At 69.6% G+C, this 17458-nt stretch carries 20 protein-coding genes; 9 read left to right on the top strand and 11 right to left on the bottom strand.

Annotation, left to right across the window (positions count from 1 at the left end; translation table 11 throughout):
• Nucleotides 1-97: 97 nt before the first annotated feature.
• The 4 genes from AS029_RS02735 to AS029_RS02720 are packed head-to-tail and all read right to left on the bottom strand — an operon-like array spanning nucleotide 98 to nucleotide 7673.
• Nucleotides 98-3007, bottom strand: a complete 2910-nt coding sequence (locus AS029_RS02735) for an aminotransferase (RefSeq protein WP_058231035.1) — start codon at nucleotides 3005-3007, stop codon at nucleotides 98-100.
• Nucleotides 3004-4509: an amino acid permease gene (locus AS029_RS02730; protein ID WP_074615805.1), complete on the bottom strand. Its 1506-nt coding sequence runs from the start codon at nucleotides 4507-4509 to the stop codon at nucleotides 3004-3006. The genes AS029_RS02735 and AS029_RS02730 overlap by 4 nt, the downstream gene beginning before the upstream one ends.
• Nucleotides 4510-4527: 18 nt before the next feature.
• Complete coding sequence (locus AS029_RS02725; protein WP_058231034.1) at nucleotides 4528-6138, bottom strand: amidohydrolase; 1611 nt, start codon at nucleotides 6136-6138, stop codon at nucleotides 4528-4530.
• A complete protein-coding gene (locus AS029_RS02720; protein WP_058231033.1) occupies nucleotides 6135-7673 on the bottom strand; it encodes an aminotransferase class I/II-fold pyridoxal phosphate-dependent enzyme in 1539 nt (512 codons plus the stop codon). Before AS029_RS02720 ends, AS029_RS02725 begins: the two co-directional genes overlap by 4 nt.
• A gap of 73 nt (nucleotides 7674-7746) precedes the next feature.
• On the opposite strand from AS029_RS02720, the gene AS029_RS02715 reads away from it, so the two are divergent.
• Nucleotides 7747-8637 carry a LysR family transcriptional regulator gene (locus tag AS029_RS02715; protein WP_058231032.1) on the top strand — a complete coding sequence of 297 codons (891 nt, stop codon included), beginning with the start codon at nucleotides 7747-7749 and terminating at the stop codon, nucleotides 8635-8637.
• An 89-nt stretch (nucleotides 8638-8726) separates the two neighbouring features.
• Nucleotides 8727-9332: a hypothetical protein gene (locus AS029_RS02710; RefSeq protein WP_058231031.1), complete on the top strand. Its 606-nt coding sequence runs from the start codon at nucleotides 8727-8729 to the stop codon at nucleotides 9330-9332.
• A gap of 17 nt (nucleotides 9333-9349) precedes the next feature.
• Here AS029_RS02710 and AS029_RS02705 read toward each other — a convergent pair whose 3' ends face one another.
• The 3 genes from AS029_RS02705 to AS029_RS02695 form a co-directional block, all read right to left on the bottom strand.
• Nucleotides 9350-9601, bottom strand: coding sequence for a helix-turn-helix domain-containing protein (locus AS029_RS02705; RefSeq protein ID WP_058231030.1), 252 nt, complete (start codon nucleotides 9599-9601; stop codon nucleotides 9350-9352).
• A gap of 1 nt (nucleotide 9602) precedes the next feature.
• On the bottom strand, nucleotides 9603-10088 hold the full coding sequence (locus AS029_RS02700) for a DUF2975 domain-containing protein (RefSeq protein WP_058231029.1): 486 nt from the start codon (nucleotides 10086-10088) through the stop codon (nucleotides 9603-9605).
• Between the two features lie 114 nt (nucleotides 10089-10202).
• Complete coding sequence (locus AS029_RS02695; RefSeq protein WP_058231028.1) at nucleotides 10203-11369, bottom strand: epoxide hydrolase family protein; 1167 nt, start codon at nucleotides 11367-11369, stop codon at nucleotides 10203-10205.
• 78 nt (nucleotides 11370-11447) lie between these two features.
• Between AS029_RS02695 and AS029_RS02690 the strand changes: the two genes are divergently transcribed.
• The 3 genes from AS029_RS02690 to AS029_RS02680 are packed head-to-tail and all read left to right on the top strand — an operon-like array spanning nucleotide 11448 to nucleotide 12587.
• Nucleotides 11448-12002, top strand: a complete 555-nt coding sequence (locus AS029_RS02690; protein WP_058231027.1) for a CGNR zinc finger domain-containing protein — start codon at nucleotides 11448-11450, stop codon at nucleotides 12000-12002.
• Nucleotides 12003-12030: 28 nt separating this feature from the next.
• Entirely contained in the window at nucleotides 12031-12372 is a 342-nt protein-coding gene (locus tag AS029_RS02685) for a hypothetical protein (RefSeq protein WP_058231026.1), read from the top strand.
• Nucleotides 12373-12377: 5 nt separating this feature from the next.
• Entirely contained in the window at nucleotides 12378-12587 is a 210-nt protein-coding gene (locus AS029_RS02680) for a DUF1653 domain-containing protein (protein WP_217630051.1), read from the top strand.
• A 72-nt stretch (nucleotides 12588-12659) separates the two neighbouring features.
• On the opposite strand, the gene AS029_RS02675 is transcribed toward AS029_RS02680, so the two are convergent.
• Nucleotides 12660-13388, bottom strand: a complete 729-nt coding sequence (locus AS029_RS02675; protein ID WP_058231024.1) for an alpha/beta fold hydrolase — start codon at nucleotides 13386-13388, stop codon at nucleotides 12660-12662.
• A 73-nt stretch (nucleotides 13389-13461) separates the two neighbouring features.
• On the opposite strand from AS029_RS02675, the gene AS029_RS02670 reads away from it, so the two are divergent.
• Together AS029_RS02670 and AS029_RS02665 are read left to right on the top strand one after the other, a co-directional pair.
• On the top strand, nucleotides 13462-14160 hold the full coding sequence (locus AS029_RS02670) for a helix-turn-helix transcriptional regulator (RefSeq protein ID WP_058231023.1): 699 nt from the start codon (nucleotides 13462-13464) through the stop codon (nucleotides 14158-14160).
• 243 nt (nucleotides 14161-14403) lie between these two features.
• Complete coding sequence (locus AS029_RS02665) at nucleotides 14404-14805, top strand: four-helix bundle copper-binding protein (RefSeq protein WP_058231022.1); 402 nt, start codon at nucleotides 14404-14406, stop codon at nucleotides 14803-14805.
• Between the two features lies 1 nt (nucleotide 14806).
• Here AS029_RS02665 and AS029_RS17970 read toward each other — a convergent pair whose 3' ends face one another.
• The gene (locus AS029_RS17970; RefSeq protein WP_267127749.1) at nucleotides 14807-14929 is read right to left on the bottom strand and encodes a hypothetical protein; all 123 of its coding nucleotides are present in this window, start codon (nucleotides 14927-14929) and stop codon (nucleotides 14807-14809) included.
• Nucleotides 14930-14948: 19 nt separating this feature from the next.
• Nucleotides 14949-15206 carry a hypothetical protein gene (locus AS029_RS02660; RefSeq protein ID WP_058231021.1) on the bottom strand — a complete coding sequence of 86 codons (258 nt, stop codon included), beginning with the start codon at nucleotides 15204-15206 and terminating at the stop codon, nucleotides 14949-14951.
• A 187-nt stretch (nucleotides 15207-15393) separates the two neighbouring features.
• On the opposite strand from AS029_RS02660, the gene AS029_RS17495 reads away from it, so the two are divergent.
• Nucleotides 15394-15648: a hypothetical protein gene (locus tag AS029_RS17495; protein ID WP_058231020.1), complete on the top strand. Its 255-nt coding sequence runs from the start codon at nucleotides 15394-15396 to the stop codon at nucleotides 15646-15648.
• Between the two features lie 67 nt (nucleotides 15649-15715).
• Here the strand turns inward: AS029_RS17495 and AS029_RS16785 are convergent, their stop codons facing one another.
• Nucleotides 15716-16840 (bottom strand): Mur ligase family protein, encoded by a 1125-nt coding sequence (locus AS029_RS16785; protein WP_167345222.1) that lies wholly within the window; start codon nucleotides 16838-16840, stop codon nucleotides 15716-15718.
• Nucleotides 16841-16920: 80 nt separating this feature from the next.
• Here AS029_RS16785 and AS029_RS18065 point away from each other — a divergent pair, with 80 nt between their 5' ends.
• Complete coding sequence (locus AS029_RS18065) at nucleotides 16921-17382, top strand: ABATE domain-containing protein (RefSeq protein WP_082642105.1); 462 nt, start codon at nucleotides 16921-16923, stop codon at nucleotides 17380-17382.
• Nucleotides 17383-17458: the final 76 nt, after the last annotated feature.

Here is a 17458-nt window from a genome sequence, read left to right as displayed (position 1 = left end):
GCGCGCGGCGCTGACGGCCGCACGACGGGCCGCGACTCGAGGATCATCCGCCTCGAGCCGCGGCTGCGCCGTGCGTCGGCCGCTCTCACGTCGCCGGCTACGACCGCGCGTACTCCTTCAGCACGATGTCCAGCGCCTCGACGAACGTCTCGGCGTCTTCCCTCGAGAAGGTGAGCGGCGGCTTCACCTTGAGCACGTTCTGCCGCTCCGACGCCGGCTGCACGATGATCCCGCGCGCGAGCAGGCGCCGCGAGATCTCGGCCGCTTCCTCGGTCGCCGGCTCCTTGGTGTCGCGGTCGCGCACGAGTTCGACCCCCTGGTAGAGACCCATCCCGTGGACGGCCCCGATGAGCGGATGCCGTCGGCGCAACCCTTCGAGCAGGTCGAACAGGTGTTCTCCGACGCGGGCGGCGTTGCGCTGCAGCCCTTCGTCGCGGATGACGTCGAGCACGACCGCCCCCGCCACGGCACTGGCCGGCGCCCCGGCGGCGGAGGAGAAGAACATCCCCTCCCGCGCGAGCGCGTCGACGATCTCGCGTCTCGTGATCACGGCACCGAAGGGGAAGGCGTTGCCCGCCGCCTTCGCCACGGTGATGATGTCGGGCACCGCGCCCTGTGTGCTGGCACCCCAGAAGGCGGCGCCGAGCCGCCCGTAGCCCACCTGCACCTCGTCGGCGATCGCGAGTCCGCCGTGGGCGCGGACGGCCGCGTAGGCGGCGGCCAGGAACCCCGCGGGCGGAACCACTCCACCGGCGTTGCCCAGCACCGGCTCGCAGATGAACGCCGCCGGTCCCTCGCGCTCCGCGCTCAGCCGCGCGGCGACCTCCCGCACCTGCGCGGCGTAGCGGGCACCGGCGTCCTCGCCGCCGAACGGTCCGCGGTACGCGTTGGGAGCGTCCACGAGGTGCACCCAGTCGGGCCGCGACCCCCGCGCGTGCGGATTGTCGAAGGCCGACGTGCTCACGGCGTCCGCGCCCGTCGTCCAACCGTGGTAGCCCTCGTCGACGGCGATCACGTCCCGCCGTCCCGTCGCCGCGCGCGCGAGCCGCAGGGCCAGCTCTACGGCCTCCGACCCGCTGTTGACCGGGATCACGGCGTCGAGCGAGGGGTCGGGTGCGTGCGCGAGAAGCTTCTCCGACACGTCTGCGAAAGCCTCGTACAGGAAGCGGGAGTTCGTGTTGAGCACGTGCAACTGCCGCCCCACGGCATCCGCCAGTCGAGGGTGCGAGTGCCCGATCGCGGTGACGTTGTTGACCATGTCGAGGTAGGCGCGACCGGTCGTCGACACCAGACGGGTGTCCCACCCGCGCTCGAACTGCGGCGGGTCGTCGTAGTAACGCTCGGCCGAGCTGGCCATCACCCGGTCACGGCGCTGCTGCTGCTCGCGGGATGCCAACACCGGATCGGCGACGGGACGGGTGCCCAGCAAGACCGACGGGTCTGCGCTGCCGTCCGTCTCGTATTCACCGTCCGCGTCGACGAAGGGGGCGTCGGCCGGTGCGCCGAGCATCCGCCGGGTCACCCGCAGTCGCCCGACCCCGGGGGCCGTCGCCGCGACGGACCCGATGACCTGTCCCGCCTCGACCGGCCCCGAGGCCGGGTCGTCGACGCCCTCGATGCCGAGCACAACCCCCGCGTCGGCCAGGTCGAGGCGCCGGCCCTGAACGCTCACGACCCCGGCGAACGGTGCACGCACGATCGCACCCGGGCGGGTCCACACGTCGACCATGCGGGCGCGCGCCGGCGCAGGCCGGGCGACGTCCCACGACACGCGCGTGAGGCGCATCTCGCCGAAGCGGAACAGCGCCACCCCGCGGCGCAACGCCGATCGCGCCGCAGTGAGCTCCGTCGACGGGTCGGTCCACTCCCCACGGTCGAGAAGAGCGCTGCGGATGCCGAGATCCACCGGCTCCGCGAGCGCGAGCCCCTCGACGAGGGGTCGATACGCCTCGATGTCCGCGCGGTGCGGGAGTCCGGCGGCCAGCCGGAACTGCGCCGTCACCTCATCGGCATCCCGACGCGCGGCCTGCGCGAACACGTTCCATTCGTGCTGCATCCGTGACTTCGCATAGGCGTTGTCCGGGTCGATCTCCTGCTGACTCCAGCCGCTCGCGCACAGCACCGCGCCGCGCAGCACCACCATCGGCCACAGGACCGCCAGTTCCGCCTCGGTCAGGGGCGTGGTCGACGAGTAGCCCCGCACGGCGCGGGCGGCGTGGGCGAGGCTGCCCGTTCGTCCGAAGACGTCGGCCACGAGGATCGCCAGATCGGCGACCCGCCACGACTCGACCGCGTCGCCCAGGTCGATGACCCAAAGGCGCCCGGAGTCGTCCTGCATCACGTTGTCGCTGGTGAGATCGCCGTGCACGAACTGACGCGGCAGGTCGTCGGCGAGACGTGCCACGGCAGCCCACGCCTCGCGAGTCTGCGCCTGCACATACGCGCGTTCCGCGTCGGGGAGGCTGGGCGCGAGGGCCTGCACGACCTCGAAGGCCTGCCCCATCTCCCACTGCAGCGTGCGCTCGGCGGCGGGGTGGCGCACCGGGGCGAACGCCGCATCCACCCGGGCGCACAGCCGACCGAGCTCCTCCGCCTGCGCCCCGGTGAGCGCGCCCGCATCGAAGAGCGAGGTGCCCGGGATCAGTTCGAAGGCGCAGACGGCGGAGGGCGTGTCGCCCCCGGCGTTCCAGGCGAAGCGACGCGCACCGTCGAGGGTGGGCACGACCGCGGGGGTGCGCACACCCGCTCGGCGCAGCACGTCCGACGCGTGTATCTGCAGGTCGAGCTCGGCATCGGTGACCGACGGGTGATTGATCTTCAGCAGGATGCCGTCGCCCGCCGTCCCCACGGCGAAGTTGCGGTCCTGCTGGCTGCCGAGCTCGCGGGCGTGCCCTTCTACCGCGTAATGCTCGCGCGCCAGGGCTACGGCCTGCGTCGGGTCGACCTCCGGACGCGCGCGGAGCCAGTCCGTGGTCGTGGTGTCGCTTGTGGTCGTGGTGTCGCTCATGATGCGTCCTCCGAGCGGTGGTCCGACGGGCGGGCCGACGACGGCGCACGGTCGGGGTCGAAGTCGGGCAGGGGGATGTGCCCGGTGATGGGTCGGCCGCTCCGCGCGAGCGCGCGACGGCGCAGCGTCCACATCACAGCGAGGAAGGCGAACCAGAACGGCGCGGCGAGCAGCGCCGGAAGCGTGTCGGGGTTGGAGGCGATGGCGCCGAGCATGAACAGGAAGAACCCGAACGTGACCCAGGGCATGACCCTGCCGAGCGGCATCTTGAATGCCGAGGCCGCGTGCCGGTCGGGGTGGCGGCGGCGGTACCGCAGGTACGACACGAGGATCGAGCTCCAGGTGAACAGGATCAGCACCGAGCACACCGACGTCACGAACGAGAAGGCGCTCAGCACGGAGTCGCCGGCATACAGCAGGGGGACGGAGAGGAAGACCAGTCCGCCGGTCAGCACGGCCGCGGCGACGGGGATCCTGCCCCTGCTCAGGCGCGCGAAGACCGCGGGGGCGTGCCCGTCTCGGGCGAGGCCGTAGAGCATGCGGACGCCGGCGTAGATCTGCGAGTTGCCGCTCGATGCGGCCGACACGATCACGACGAGACCGATCACGGCGGCCGCGGCCTGGAATCCGGCCGTCGAGAACACGGTGATGAACGGACTTTGGTTGGGGTCGATCTGGTTCCACGGGGTCACCGACATGATCACGATGAGGGCTCCGACGTAGAACAACAGCACACGCAGCACGACCGAGTTCACGGCCTTGGGGAGCGTCTTGTGCGGCTCCTTCGCCTCGGCGGCCACCGTGCCGACGAGCTCGACGGATGCGAAGGCGTAGATGGCGATCTGGAACCCGAGCACGAAACCTGCGGCGCCCATCGGGAACATGCCGCCCGCGTCCCACAGGTGGGTCAGCGACGCAGGCGATCGGCCCGCCGGAGTGAACCCCGTGACGATCATGATGCTGCCCACGACGAGCAGGGCGACGATGGTCACGACCTTCGACACGGCGAACCAGAACTCCAGCTCGCCGAACCACTTCACGGGCTGCAGGTTGAAGAACAGCAGCACCGCGGATGTGACGACCGCGACGAGCCAGACCGGGACGTCCTCGTCGAAGAACTTCATGTACGCCGTGATCGCGACGACATCGGCGATCCCCGCGACCACGCACGCCAGCCAGTAGTTCCAGTTGACGAAGTATCCGGCCCACGGGCCGATGAGGTCTTTCGCCAGGTCGGCGAAGGTCTTGTAGTGCAGGTTCGACAGCAGCATCTCGCCGAGGGCGCGCATGATGAAGAAGACGAAGAAGCCGATGATCATGTAGATGAAGATGATCGACGGGCCGGCGTAGCCGATGGTCCGGCCCGACCCGAGGAAGAGGCCGGTGCCGATGGCGCCGCCGATCGCGATCATCTGGATGTGACGGCGACTGAGCGTGCGCCGCAGGCCGCTGTGCTTCTCGGAGGCGGTCAACTCCTCCTTCCGTGCGGTCAGGTCACGCATCGGTGCTCCTTCGAACAGTCATCTCTGCTCCTTCGCAGAACGAGCCTCCGCGGAGGCGTGGATACGTCGTCCGCGCCGCCAGGTGCCGAGCACCTGGATGTCGCGGAGCTGGGTCGGTGGCGTCGTGCGCGGGTCGTCCGACAGCCACACGAGGTCAGCGGCCGCCCCCGGTGCGAGCGCGGCGTCCGGTGTCCCCCGGCGACCCTGCGCCGTGGCGGCGCGGCTCGCCGCGTCGAGCGCGTCGGTGATGGTGAGCCGTTCCTCGGGGCTCCACCCGCCCTCCGGCATCCCGTCGGGCGTCTGGCGCGTCACCGCCGTCGCGATACCGGCCAGCACGTCGGGGCTGGTGACGGGCCAATCGCTGCCGAAGGTGAGGCGGGCGCCGGATGCCAGAACGGAGGCCATCCGATACTGCGTGGCACGGTTCACCCCGACCGCCGGAAGGGTGAGATCCCGCATGACGGCGTCGTACTGCGCCCACAGGGGTTGGAAGCAGACGGTGACGTCGAGCGCCGCGAAGCGCTGGAGGTCGTCGGGGTGGATGAGCTGCGCGTGGGCGATGGTCACGCGCGCGGGCCGCGATTGCTCGACCGATCGCAGGTGCGCGACGGCGTCGAGGGCCGTGCGCACGCCGGCGTCGCCGATGGCGTGCAGATGGATGTCGAATCCGGCACGCTGCGCGTCCACGAGCGCGGCAGCCAGGTCGCCGTCGCGCCAGTTCGGCAGTCCGCGCGTGCAGGTGTCGGCGTAGTCGTCGAGGAGCGAGGCCGTTCGGTTCTCGACGATGCCGTCGACGAAGAATTTCAGCGTGCGGGCGGTCAGCCCGGGAAGCCCCTCGATGCGCGCAGCGCCCGCGACCAGCTCTTCGAGGTGTCCCGGCCAGCGCAGCGGGTCGGCGCGCAGGGCGAGATCGACGTCGATCGCGAGCAGGTCACGCTCGGCCGCGTGCGCCCACGCGTCGAGATCGTCGGGTTCGGCCCATGCTTCCTGCGCCCAGGTGATGCCGTACGCGGCGAGGGTGCGGCTGGCTTCGCCGAGCCGGGCTGCGCGCTCCTCCGGTCCGGGCTGGGGCACCAGGTTCCAGACGAGCGACACCGCGGCCTCGCGCAGGGTTCCGAGCGGCTCGCCGTCTGGCCGCCGCACGATGTGTCCCAGGGGCGGGTCGGGGGTGTGCCGGTCGATTCCGGCGAGCCGGAGCGCCGCGGAGTTGCACCACACCGTGTGGTAGTCCCACGCCCGCAGCACGACGGGTCGAGCGGTGTGATCGAGCCAGCGGGCATCGAACAGGCCGTCGGCGGCGATCGTGGCGTCGTAGCTGGCGCCGGTGATCCACGTGGCATCCGGATGCTCGTCCGCCCAGCGCTCGACGGCGCGGGCGATCTGCGCGACGCTGCCCAGATGGCGCAGCGTCGGGCCGGCCGCCTCCATCCCCGCCAGAAGCGGGTGCGCGTGTCCGTCGGCGAAGGCGGGGCCGAGGTAGCCGCCTCGGAGGTCGACGATCTCGGCACCGGCCGGGGCTGTCTGCGGGGCGGGGCGTACGACCCCGTCGACGACGAGGAGGCGATCGGTGTCGCCCGCGCCGGTGCGCACCACCCCTCCGTGGAAGAAGGTGGGGCCGGCGCCGCTCATCGCGCGACCACCCGGAACGTCTCGAGGGCCGGGTCGACCGCACCGCGGACGTAGCCGGATGCCGCCGCGGCGGTGTCGCGCAGGTAGGCGATGACCTCGTGCGAGAGCACCTCCCCGGGGAGCACGTTCGGAACGCCCGGCGGGTACGCCGCCAGCGAGTCGGCCGAGATGCGACCGGCCGCCTCCCGGTGCGGAACGAGCTCGACCGGGGCATAGAACGCCTCGGACAACGGCATGGCCGACACGCACGGCGACGGCAGCGGCAGCGGCGCGGACGCACCGGTTTCGCGCACCGGCAGGCTCTCGAGCGCGGTCATGAAGCGTTCGACATCGGCCTCCGAGACGGCCGGGATCAGTGGCAGCAGAGCTGTCGGGGTGGAGAGTTCGACGTAGATGCGGTGTTCGCGCAGCAGCACGTTGTGCGCGTCGTTGCCCCCGATCCCGCTGCCGCGCAGGTCGATGGGGATCTTCAGAGGGTCATGGGTCACGGCATCCGGCATCGCCCGCACATCCGCGGTGGCGTCCCGGAACCGCGCGCTGTCGGCCAGCGCGCTTCGGAGCCGGGCCGCCGAGTCGAGGGCGCGACCGATGGCCGCGTCGCCGTGACGGGCCAGGTGCTGTCGGGCGACGTCGAGGGAGGCGAGCAGAATCGGGCTGCAACTGGTCGACTGGTAGGACCGCACGACGCGGTCGACCAGCGCCTCCATCTCTTGCGCGTGAGGGCCCGTGCCGAGGTGCAGCATCGCGGTCTGCGCGAGCGAGCCCGAGGTCTTCTGCACGCTCGAGATCACCAGGTCGGCGCCGAGGCGGATCGCGTTGATCGGCAGGTCGTCGTGCAGACCGAAGTGCGAACCCCACGCTTCGTCGACGATGAGCGGGATGCCATGGGCGTGGGCGACGGCGGCGATGCCGGCGATGTCGGACACCGCACCGAAGTAGCTCGGGCTCACGAGGAAGACCGAGGCGGTGTCGGGGTGCGCGTCGAGGGCGGCCTCCACCTGCGCGGCGGTCACGCCGTGCGCGGCGCCGAGGCCGAGGTCGACCGACCCCTGCACGAAGTGCGCGTCGATTCCCACGTGCGCGAGCCCATCGATCACCGACGAGTGCACGCTCCGCTGCACGATGCTCTCGCGTCCGAGCGCACGGGCGACCGTCGTGGCGATGTGGTTGCACCCTGATCCCCCGTTGGTGAGGAACCACGTACGGCTCGCCCCCCAGAGTTCGGATGCCAGGTCTTGCGCCTGCATCAGCGGGGTCTTTCGGCCCGGGCTCACCAGCGTCCAGGTCTCCTGGTCGATCTGGCTGAAGAGCATCGGGAACTCGAGCGACAGCGCTTTCTCGCCGACCAGCGACGTCAGCGCCGGGACGTTCCGAGGATCGCGGTTGTGCGCCGGCACGTGCAGGTGCTGCCAGTCGTATTCCGCCAGCCGCGACACGGCGTCGGCGTAGGGCGCGCGGACCTGGTCGGCCGAGAGCCGCGAGCGGTCCACCGGCGCCGCCGCGGACGCTGGGAGGGGCGGTGTGGTCACGGTCATACGGGAAGTTTCGGGCAGTGCAGAGTTCGGCAGAAGAGCATGATTTCAGTCGCAGTGTCATACTGAGGCTGACATGACGACGCTTCTGCAGCTCCGCATCCTGAGTGCCGTGCGCGACACGGGGAGCATCACGCGCACGGCCGCGCAGCTCGGCTACAGCGTGCCGAGCATCGCCCACCACCTCGACGCGCTCGAGCGGGAGGTGGGCGTGCGGCTGGTCGAGCGCGAGCGACGCGGCACGCGGCTCACGCCCCTGGGCGCCGGTTTCGCCGCGGACGGCGATGTCGTGCTCGCGCGCATGAGCGCGGCCGAACGGTCGCTGCGCAAGCGACGCGAGGCGGGGCTGCCCATCCTTCGCGTCGCGACCTTCTCGTCGATCGGCGCGCAGCTGCTCCCCTCCGCCATCGCCCGCCTGCAGCGCCGCTCCTCGATCGACGTCGAGATCGTGGAGGCCGAGCCGACGGATGCGGTGCGCCTGCTCGACGACGGCGACGTCGACGTCAGCATCATCTTCGATTACGCCGTCGACCCGTTCGCGCTGCCCGACAGCCTCGTCACCCGCCGCCTGCTCGGGGAGCAGTACCACGTGCTCACGCCGGCGAACGGGAACCTCCCCTCCGACGGCCCCCTCGATTTCGCGGCGCTCCGCGACCACCCCTGGGTGTTCAGCCGGAGCGATGTCGAGCCCAGCGACCGCGCCATCCGGCGCGTCTGCCGTTCCGTCGGGTACGAGCCCCGAGTGCTCATGCGCACCGACGATCTGGGCATGGCGCACGGACTGGTGGCCGAGGGATTGGGACTCGCGCTGTCGACGCCGAGGTCGGTCGACGACCGCTTCGCCGTGCGGCTGCGCCCGGCGGTGCAAGACCTCGGCGAACGGCAAGTGTGGATCGTGTCGCACCGCGACCGACGTCCGCCCGCGGTGCAGTGGCTGACGGAGCTGCTGGTCTCGCTCGTGAGCTGACGCGGGCCGTTCGCCACACGCGGCGAGCGTGCGCAACGCGGTGACTTCCGGATACCGAGGGGCCCGCCCGCGCGTGGGAGAGTGACGACGTGAAACTGTATTCCGACTTCGCCGCGCGACGCGCGCGCCAGGTGACGGCCGACGTCATCGCCCTCGCCCTCATCGTGGTGAGCATCGCGACGGGTGTCGTCGTCTTCTCCACGGTGAACCAGCTCGCGCAGTTCGGACGACAGATGCAGACCGCCGGTGCCGACTTCCGCACGTCGATGACCGACGTCGGCGACCGGCTGAGCGGAGTCCCCCTCATCGGCGACGGGATCAGCGCCCCGTTCGACTCGGCGAGCGCGGCGGGCGACACCCTCGCCGCCGCCGGGCAGACGCAGCAAGACCTGGTGCTGCAAGCGGCCATCGTCCTCGGCGTCGGCGTGGCCGCGCTGCCGGTCCTGCTCGTGCTGCTGGTGTGGCTCGTCCCCCGCCTGCGCTTCATCAAGCGGGCATCGCGCACGAAGGCGCTCCTGCGGAGCGGCCCCGACACCACGGATCTGCTCGCGCTCCGCGCCCTGACCAATCAGAGGGTGGCCGTGATCGCGAAGGTCGCCCCGGATGCGCTCAGCGCCTGGCGCCGCGGCGACCCCGAGGTGATGCGGCAGCTCGCCGATCTCGAGCTGCGGTCGCTCGGCATCCGCCTGCCGTAGGCCGACAGCGCCGCGCCTCAGACGTGACTGTCGCTCAGCGCCGGTTCCTCCACCGCGGATTCGCCGTCAGGCTCCCACCGCAGCAGGTCGCCGGGCTGACAGTCGAGCACCTCGCACAGCGCGCTGAGGGTCGAGAACCGCACGGCCTTGGCGCGCCCGTTCTTCAGCACGGCCAGGTTGGCGGGAGTGATGCCGATGCGGTCGGCCAGCTCTCCAACGCCCATCTTGCGGCGCGCGATCATCACGTCGATGTCGATCACGATCGGCACCTCAGATCACCTCGCCGAGTTCGGCGCGCAGCCCCACGACCTCGCGCTCGCGGGCGATGGCCTGCCGCAGCAGCCCCTTCATCACGCGCACGAGCAGCGCGACGCCGCCGATGACCACCGCGGCCCCGCCGATCAGCCCGACCACCCCGGGCGCGACGTCGCCCGATGCGAGCAGCAGCCCGACCGCCACGAGCACCGCGGCGACGGCGACGAGCGACCACGTGATGACGTCGACGTCACGAAAGGCCGCCTCGGCGAACACGCTCCCCGTCCGCACCTTCGACAGCAGCCGCCACACGCACACCGCGAAGACCTGAAGGGCCAGGATGCCGAGCCCCAGCAGCCCCACGAACGTCGCTCTCGCCGCCGGAGGCGCGTCGGCGAGGTCGCGGTAGATCGCCGGCAGGATCATCGCCTGCACGACCACCGATCCGAGCAGCGCGACGGCGATCGCCGCCTGCGCGGCGCGGGTGAGGAGAGGGCTCATGGCGGCATCCATTCATCGAGGAACGATACCAATCTACCGTTTATCGATAGATTTGTGAAGACGCCCGGCGCTGCGCCGGCTCGCCCGGACTCCTGGGCGACACCGCCGCCACCGTCACTCCGACGCCGCCAGCACCGCCGCCAACCCCTCCCGCAGGTCGCGCACGAACACATCGGGCATCTCCAACGCCGGAAAATGCCCACCCGCACTCGGCGCCCGCCACCGCACGATGTTCGAGAAACGCACCTCGGCCCACGGCCGCGGGTGCTTCTCGATGTCGTGCGGATACGTCGTCAACGCCGCCGGCACCGCCACCCGCAGGTCGGGGTCGAGCGACTGGTGACTCTCGAAGTAGATGCGCGCCGCCGACGCCCCGGTCGCGGTCAGCCAGTACAGCGTGACGTTGTCGAGCAGGCGGTCGCGCGAGATGGTCTCGAACGGGCCGTCGACCGTGTCGCTCCATTCGGCGAACTTCTCGGCGATCCACGCGAGCAGCCCGACCGGCGAGTCGACGAGGGAGTAGCCGATCGTCTGCGGCGAGGTCGCCATGACCTTCGCGTACGCGAGGCGGTTCTGCTCGAACGCCCGCGTGTGCTCGACCCACTGCCGCTCCGCGGCGTCGAGCACGTCGAGACCGAGCCCGGGCGGCGCGACCGGCGTCGTCGTGTGGATGCCGATGACGTGCTCCGGAAACCGACCACCGAGCGCGATGGTGATCGGCCCGCCCCAGTCCCCGCCGTGGGCGAGGAAGCGGTCGTACCCGAGGCCACCCATGAGACGCACCCACGCAGCCGCGATGCGTTCGGTCCCCCACCCCTCCTCCGTCGGCCTGTCGGAGTATCCGAAACCCGGCAGCGACGGTGCGACCACGTGGAAGGCGGGGGTCTCGGCATCCTGAGGCTCGGCGAGCTCGTCGATGACGTCGACGAACTCGGCGATGCTTCCGGGCCAGCCGTGCGTCATGACGAGCGGGGTGGCATCCGGTCGCGGTGAACGTCGGTGGAGGAAATGGATGCCGAGACCGTCGACGATCGTACGGAACTGACCGATCTCGACCAGACGCCGTTCGAACGCGCGCCAGTCGTATCCCGTTTGCCAGTACTCGACGAGGTCGACCATGTCACCCAGGGGAACGCCCTGATGCCATCGCTCGCGGCCGGATGCGCCCGCCCGGGTCGTCTCGCGTTCCGGGAAGCGCACGGATGCCAGGCGCTCCCGGAGTGCGGCGAGCTCTTCATCGGCTGCTCGAGCACTGAACGGCTTCGGGCGTTCGTCCGTCATGGGCGCCTCCTCTATGCGAACCGGCTATGACGGTTCTAGCACTCGCAACCCGCGAACGGAACCGCCTATGCTGGTTCCATGTCTGACGGCGCCCCGGAGTTCCGCGTCGGCTCCGTGCTGGCCACCACCTTCACCGGAACGCTCACGGAGCGCCGCGGCACGCCGGTCGAACGCATCCCGACGCCCCAGCGCCTGGCCGACTGGCTGAGCGAGCGGCACCTCGCCGTCGACAGCTGCTCCCCCGCCGACCTCGCAGCCGCGGTCGAGTTGCGCGAGGCGATCCACGCCGCCGCCACGGCCGGAGCCCTCGGGCAGCCGCACCCGCGCGACGCGGTCGAGGTCATCAACCGGTTCGCCGCTCACGGGGGTGCCGTGCCGGTACTGTCGACCGACGGCCGCCGTCGGTGGCTCCTCGGCGAGCCGGCGACCGTCGCGGCAGCGCTCAGCGTCGTCGCCGCCGATGCGATCGAGATGCTCGCCGGTGTGCGTCCCGGCGCGCTCGCGCTGTGCGCCTCACCCACCTGCCGCGCCGCCTTCTTCGACACCAGCCGCGGCCGCACCCGGCGCTGGTGCGACATGAACACATGCGGCAACCACGAGAAGAAGGCGCGACTGAAGGCCCGCCGCGGTTGAGCAGCGCGGGACGGCTAGTCTCGTCCCCATGACCTGCGCCACCCGCCCCACGTTCGACGAGATTACGGAGTGGGTGGCCGACTACGAGAAGACCGACTCCGTCGCCCACGCGACCGTGCACGTCCTTCCGCAGGAAGACCCCGAGCACGAGGAGTCCGGCCTCGTCGCGATTCACCTCAACCACGGTCCCGCGTCGATTTACTTGAACGTCGACTGCGAGCGCACGTGGACCGCTGCCCTCACCGAGCGCTCCGGCGAGTTCCCTCTGTCGGGCAAGCACCTCATCGCTCTCGGCGAGGAGCTCTTCACGACCGGCAAGCTTTGCGAGTACCTGCAGTCACGCACCGATCAGGCCGCCGCGGCGCGATGACGTCCGTGGACATCGAGCCCGGCATCTACGAGCACTTCAAGGGCCAGCGCTACGAGGTGTTCGGCACTGCGCGGCACTCCGAGACGGAAGAAGTCTTCGTCTCGTACCGCAAGCTCTACGACGATTACTCGTACTGGGTGCGTCCGATAGAGATGTTCACGGGGACGGTCGAGCGCGACGGACACTCGGGGCCGAGGTTCCGCCGCATCGCGTGACGCATCCGGCGTCAGCGGGGGCAAGTAGCGGGGCCAGCCGATTGGACTGGCCCCTCCACGTTGATCGGCGGTTCAGGCGCTCAGCGCCGCTCCGCGGATGATCTCGGCCAGGTCGCGCGGTCGACTCCACATGGGCCAGTGCCCCGTGGGCAGGTCGACGACGCCGACGTGCTCGAGTTCCGCCACCTCAGCGAACATCGGGTGGCCCGCCTCGGCCAGCTCCCTCACCTGCTCGCCCGGCATCGAGCAGCACACCAACGTCGTCGGAATGCGACGGCGGGCCTCATTGGAAAGCTCGATGGACTGGCGAAGCACGGGAGCGGGCTCGGGAACGGCCTTCGTCCGGAAGCGCTCGAGCGCTTCGGCGCTCAGCCCTTCGATGCTCGCTTGCTGCGCGAGGTCATCGAACGACGGCAACGGCAGGTCGTGCAGCTCGGCCGGGAACTCCGCGGCGAACGCGACACCATCGGCCATGGGGCCGGAATCGACCCACACCACCCGGGCGACCAACTCGGGGTGTCGATCGAGGACGAGGCTGACGGGGGCATTGGCGCCGCTGTGCGCGACGACGATCACGGGCTGATTTTCTTGGTCGGCGATCACGCGGCGGATCGCCGCCGCCTGGTCATCTACGGTCTTCGCCGCGCGGTCGGGGTCGTCCCCGTCGAGCCCGGGCAGGGTCAGTGCGACCGCTCGCGTGCCATCGGTTTCGAGGTGCGCGACGACCTCATCCCACGCCCAGGCTCCCAACCAGTGGCCGGGGATGAGGACGACGGTTCGACGGTTCTTCGTTGCTGTCATGCGTCAAGCCTCGCCGACCTGATGGACAAGAGTGTGTCACTATCTCTGTCATGAATTTACGGAGTTTCGACGGATGAAGCGAGCAGAGCGGCTGCACGCCCTGTCCGAGATGTTGCGTCGCAGCGGCGCGCGGGGCGTCTCGGCCGAACGGTTGGCGCGGGAGTTCGAGGTGTCGGTGCGCACCGTCAAACGTGACCTCGATGCCCTCGAGAACAGCGGCGCCCCGATCTGGTCCCGCCCCGGCCCCGGCGGTGGGTACGGGCTCGCTCAGGGCGGGTCCCTACCTCCCGTCACCTTGTCCCCGGCGCAGGCCGTGGCGCTCATGGCGGCGGTCTCCGCCTCGTCCGATGCGCCCTACGCCGATCTGGCTGGTGCCGGCGTCCGGAAAATCATGGACGTCCTCGACCCCAGGACTCGCGCGCAAGCTGATGAGCTCGCGGACCGCGTCTGGGTCAACGCCCTCCCCCCTTCCTCCCGCGCTGTGCGCTCCGCGATGGAGCAGGCGATGGCGGAGCAGAAGGTCCTCCGCATCCGCTACACCTCACGCGACGGCATCACGACCGCTCGTGACGTCGAACCCGTGCTGTTCGCGTCCACGAGCGGTCGGTGGTACCTGGTCGGGTGGTGCCTGCTGCGCGACGCCATGCGATGGTTCGCCGTGTCGCGCATCGAGCGGGCAAGCGTCACCAAGACGGATTGCAGCGGTCACACCGTTGAAGAGGTCGGGGAGCCTCCGGCGAACGCCCGGCCCGTTCACGGCCATGACGAGTGATCCACCTCCCGTCAATCCAGCGATGTCGCAACCGTCTGAGCGGATGCCATCTGACTCACCGCTGCGAGGCTCGGAGTTCTCGGCAGAGTCGGCGCGGCGACGCCGTCGAGAGCTCAGCCTTGAACTGATCAACCTCCTCTGAGCCCTGTCGAAGCCCGCGGCTCGCGGCGTAGCATCGCCCGTACGCCGGAGTCCCTCCGCGGCATCCGGTTCCTCCGTCACGACGAGCACACGGGAGAAGCAATGGACACGATGGCCATGATGAAGTCGATGGACATGGGTGAGATGACCATGGACATGGATGCCATGCAGGAATGCATGCAGTCGCTCAACGCCTGCGCGATGGCCGCGGCGATGTGCGCCGGCAGCGACATGATGCACGGCCCCGAGATGGCGACGTGTTGCGCCATGTGCTCGAACATGGTCGAGATGGCTCAAGCGACGATGCACATGATGATGCGTCCGGCCGGGATGAACATGGACGTGATGAACGCCATGATGACCGCCTGCATGACCATGGGCAAGGCCTGCGCCGCCGAGTGCCGCGCCCACGCCGACATGGACGAGATGTGCCGCTACTGTGCCATGGCCTGCGACGACATGGTCATGAAGTGCGAGGCCATGATGGCCTCGATGTCTGCCTGACTCACGCGGGGTCGAAAACCGTCGCGAGCACTCCGGACGTCACCACCACGATCACGAAGAGAACCACCACAACGAGGATGACGAGCAGGACGGCGGGAGAACCCTCTCGCTCGTCCTGCGTCATCCCGCGGCCGACCCGGAGATTAGGCCGCGCGTGCGGTGGTCAGGATCGCCGACGCGCTGAGCAGTTCCGCGACCGGGTGGTAGGCCACCGGCTCCCCCACCGCGATGTCGACCGCCGGGCCGACGATCCGCAGCTGCACCGTCGTGCCGTTCGGCAGCGCGACGGTCGCGGCTGAGCCGTTGGCCTCGATGACGAGTCCGTCCCACCACGCGGCAGGGTTCGAGGCCGCCATGCAGCGCTGGATCGGGTGGACTGTCGACGAGATCGTGCGGGACATGGCTTCACCTGCCTTCGGAGGGGTTGGTGAGATGAAGCTACGGGATGCCGCGGGGCCGGGCGATGTGGGGCGTAGTGGGGCGTAACACGCGGCCAGCGCCGTGCGTTACGGAGTCAGGTGCCTCTTGTCATCCCTGCGCCCGACCTCTTGAATCGACTCAATCACCGCGTCAAGAGAAGGATGGACGATGACCAACAACGACGTTTACCCAGGCTACGACGACGAAGACGGCCAGCCGGGAGCGGGATACAGCCCCGACGGCGGCGATCCGGACGGCGGATACAGCCCCGACGGCGGCGACCCGGACGGCGGATACAGCCCCGACGGCGGCGACCCGGACGGCGGATACAGCCCCGACGGCGGCGACCCGGACGGCGGATACAGCCCCGACGGCGGCGACCCGGACGGCGGATACAGCCCCGACGGCGGGTACGTCATCTAGTCATGGCGGAGGCGAGAGGCGCGGTGACTGATAGGCAGCGCCGCGCCTCTCAGCCTGTCGGAGCGACTTAAATGCTCATCGCTTCTCGAATGATCTCACGGTCGTCATGCGGAATACGCTCGCCGCCGACGTGCTGGTATTCTTCGTCGCCCATCCCGGCGACCAGAACGACGTCTCCCGGCCGAGCCATGAAAATGGCCGCAAGAATTGCGTCTTTACGACGCGGGATCTCGATGCTGCGCGGCGACCCAGCACGCACGTCACCTCTAATGCGTTCGGGGGATTCGTGGCGGGGATTGTCATCTGTGATTATGACAATGTCGGCCAAGTCACTGGCGATTTCACCCATTTCGAATCTTTTACCAACGTCGCGACCGCCTCCGGCGCCGAAAACCAGTAATAAGCGTCCCCCTACTCGGGGACGCACGGAACGCAGCGCTGCGCGTAGTGCGCCGGGATTGTGGGCTGTGTCGACTATTCCGATCACTCCGTCGCGTTCTGCGATGACTTGCAGCCGACCCGGCGGCGGTGTCACAAGCGCAAGTGCATCTACCACAGCCTGCGGCTCTCCCCCTAGACCTACGACAGCCGCACCCGCCAGGAGCAGATTCGTCGCAGCAACCGCGTGCACGGTGGGCAAGACTGCCTCGTATGCGCGGCCGTCAATCTCGAGCCGCCCACGCAGCTTGCCATCGCTTTCAGAATCCGGGGTGAAGTCGATCTCGCCTCCCTCGCCGACTTCCAAGAGGCGGGCCCCGCGCCGACCGATCGCAGCACGCACAAGATTGGCTTGAGCGGACTTTGTAGTCAGCACCCCCACGCCATCCGGCCGCAAATATTCCTCGAACAGCCGGAGTTTCGCTGCCCAATAGGCGTCGATGCTCTTGTGCACGTCAAGATGGTCACGCTCAAACCCCGTAGACACCGCGGCGTCGACGTCTACGCGCTCGAAGAGCCCGTCCGCTAGTATCCCGACATACGCCTCGAGCGAAACCGCCACCGCACCTCGGCGGCGCTGATATTCGATGAGGTCCGGGAGATAATCCGGAGAGCGGCGCGTGTTTGCCTTATGCAGCACCCCGTCCACACCCGTGATACCGGTCGAGTTGTAGCTCGCAGCGGGCCACCCAATCGAGTTCATGAGCTGAAACGTCGCCGTAGCGACGCTGGTCTTTCCGTTTGTGCCAGTCACGGCCGACACTAAAGGGCGCACCTCTCTCGGGCTCTCGATACTCGCCATACAGTCCTCCATCATTCCTGCCCTTTGAGCTCATGCCACCACACCATGCGTCTCATCGCCACAATTTGACTCGTTCCCGCGTCCAAGGCAGACGCAATCAGGAGCTGGCTGTCGCGATCGCGCGAGGGCATCAGCCCGCCTCCTCCGTCGCATCTTCCTCCACCCGTCCTGCTGTGCGAGCCCGTCACCGCCGCGCCGAAGCGGTGTCGGGAGTCTTGGCTGGACCGCTCACGGAACGGTTCGGCTCACCCGTTGAGCGGATCCCAACCCCCGCACGCCTCGCGGATCGTCCGCAGGAGGTGAACCTCGCTGCTGACGCGTGCTCGCCCGACGATGTCGCAGCCGCGGTGGAACTGCGCGAGGCGATCCACATCGCGGTGTCGGCTCAGACTGTCGGGCAGCCGCGCCCTCGAGTCACCGTCAAGGTCAACAACGGATTGAGTGCGCGCCGAGGCGCCGTCGCGGTGCTCGCCGAGGACGGCCGCCGGCGATAGTTCCTCGGGCAGCCCGCGACCGTCGCAGCAGCCTTCGGGCTCGTGGCCGCCGACGCCATCGAGATCCTCGCTGGCG

Source organism: Microbacterium enclense (genome assembly GCF_001456955.1).
Taxonomy (GTDB): Bacteria; Actinomycetota; Actinomycetes; order Actinomycetales; family Microbacteriaceae; genus Microbacterium; species Microbacterium enclense.
This window is presented reverse-complemented; position numbering and strand designations above follow the sequence as displayed.

Coding starts and splice junctions, on each gene's coding strand:
- AS029_RS02735 (WP_058231035.1), bottom strand. CDS start 3,007: ATGAGCGACACCACGACCACAAGCGACACCACGACCACGGACTGGCTC.
- AS029_RS02730 (WP_074615805.1), bottom strand. CDS start 4,509: ATGCGTGACCTGACCGCACGGAAGGAGGAGTTGACCGCCTCCGAGAAG.
- AS029_RS02725 (WP_058231034.1), bottom strand. CDS start 6,138: ATGAGCGGCGCCGGCCCCACCTTCTTCCACGGAGGGGTGGTGCGCACC.
- AS029_RS02720 (WP_058231033.1), bottom strand. CDS start 7,673: ATGACCGTGACCACACCGCCCCTCCCAGCGTCCGCGGCGGCGCCGGTG.
- AS029_RS02715 (WP_058231032.1), top strand. CDS start 7,747: ATGACGACGCTTCTGCAGCTCCGCATCCTGAGTGCCGTGCGCGACACG.
- AS029_RS02700 (WP_058231029.1), bottom strand. CDS start 10,088: ATGAGCCCTCTCCTCACCCGCGCCGCGCAGGCGGCGATCGCCGTCGCG.
- AS029_RS02695 (WP_058231028.1), bottom strand. CDS start 11,369: ATGACGGACGAACGCCCGAAGCCGTTCAGTGCTCGAGCAGCCGATGAA.
- AS029_RS02690 (WP_058231027.1), top strand. CDS start 11,448: ATGTCTGACGGCGCCCCGGAGTTCCGCGTCGGCTCCGTGCTGGCCACC.
- AS029_RS02685 (WP_058231026.1), top strand. CDS start 12,031: ATGACCTGCGCCACCCGCCCCACGTTCGACGAGATTACGGAGTGGGTG.
- AS029_RS02675 (WP_058231024.1), bottom strand. CDS start 13,388: ATGACAGCAACGAAGAACCGTCGAACCGTCGTCCTCATCCCCGGCCAC.
- AS029_RS02670 (WP_058231023.1), top strand. CDS start 13,462: ATGAAGCGAGCAGAGCGGCTGCACGCCCTGTCCGAGATGTTGCGTCGC.
- AS029_RS02665 (WP_058231022.1), top strand. CDS start 14,404: ATGGACACGATGGCCATGATGAAGTCGATGGACATGGGTGAGATGACC.
- AS029_RS17970 (WP_267127749.1), bottom strand. CDS start 14,929: ATGACGCAGGACGAGCGAGAGGGTTCTCCCGCCGTCCTGCTCGTCATC.
- AS029_RS02660 (WP_058231021.1), bottom strand. CDS start 15,206: ATGTCCCGCACGATCTCGTCGACAGTCCACCCGATCCAGCGCTGCATG.
- AS029_RS17495 (WP_058231020.1), top strand. CDS start 15,394: ATGACCAACAACGACGTTTACCCAGGCTACGACGACGAAGACGGCCAG.
- AS029_RS18065 (WP_082642105.1), top strand. CDS start 16,921: ATGCCACCACACCATGCGTCTCATCGCCACAATTTGACTCGTTCCCGC.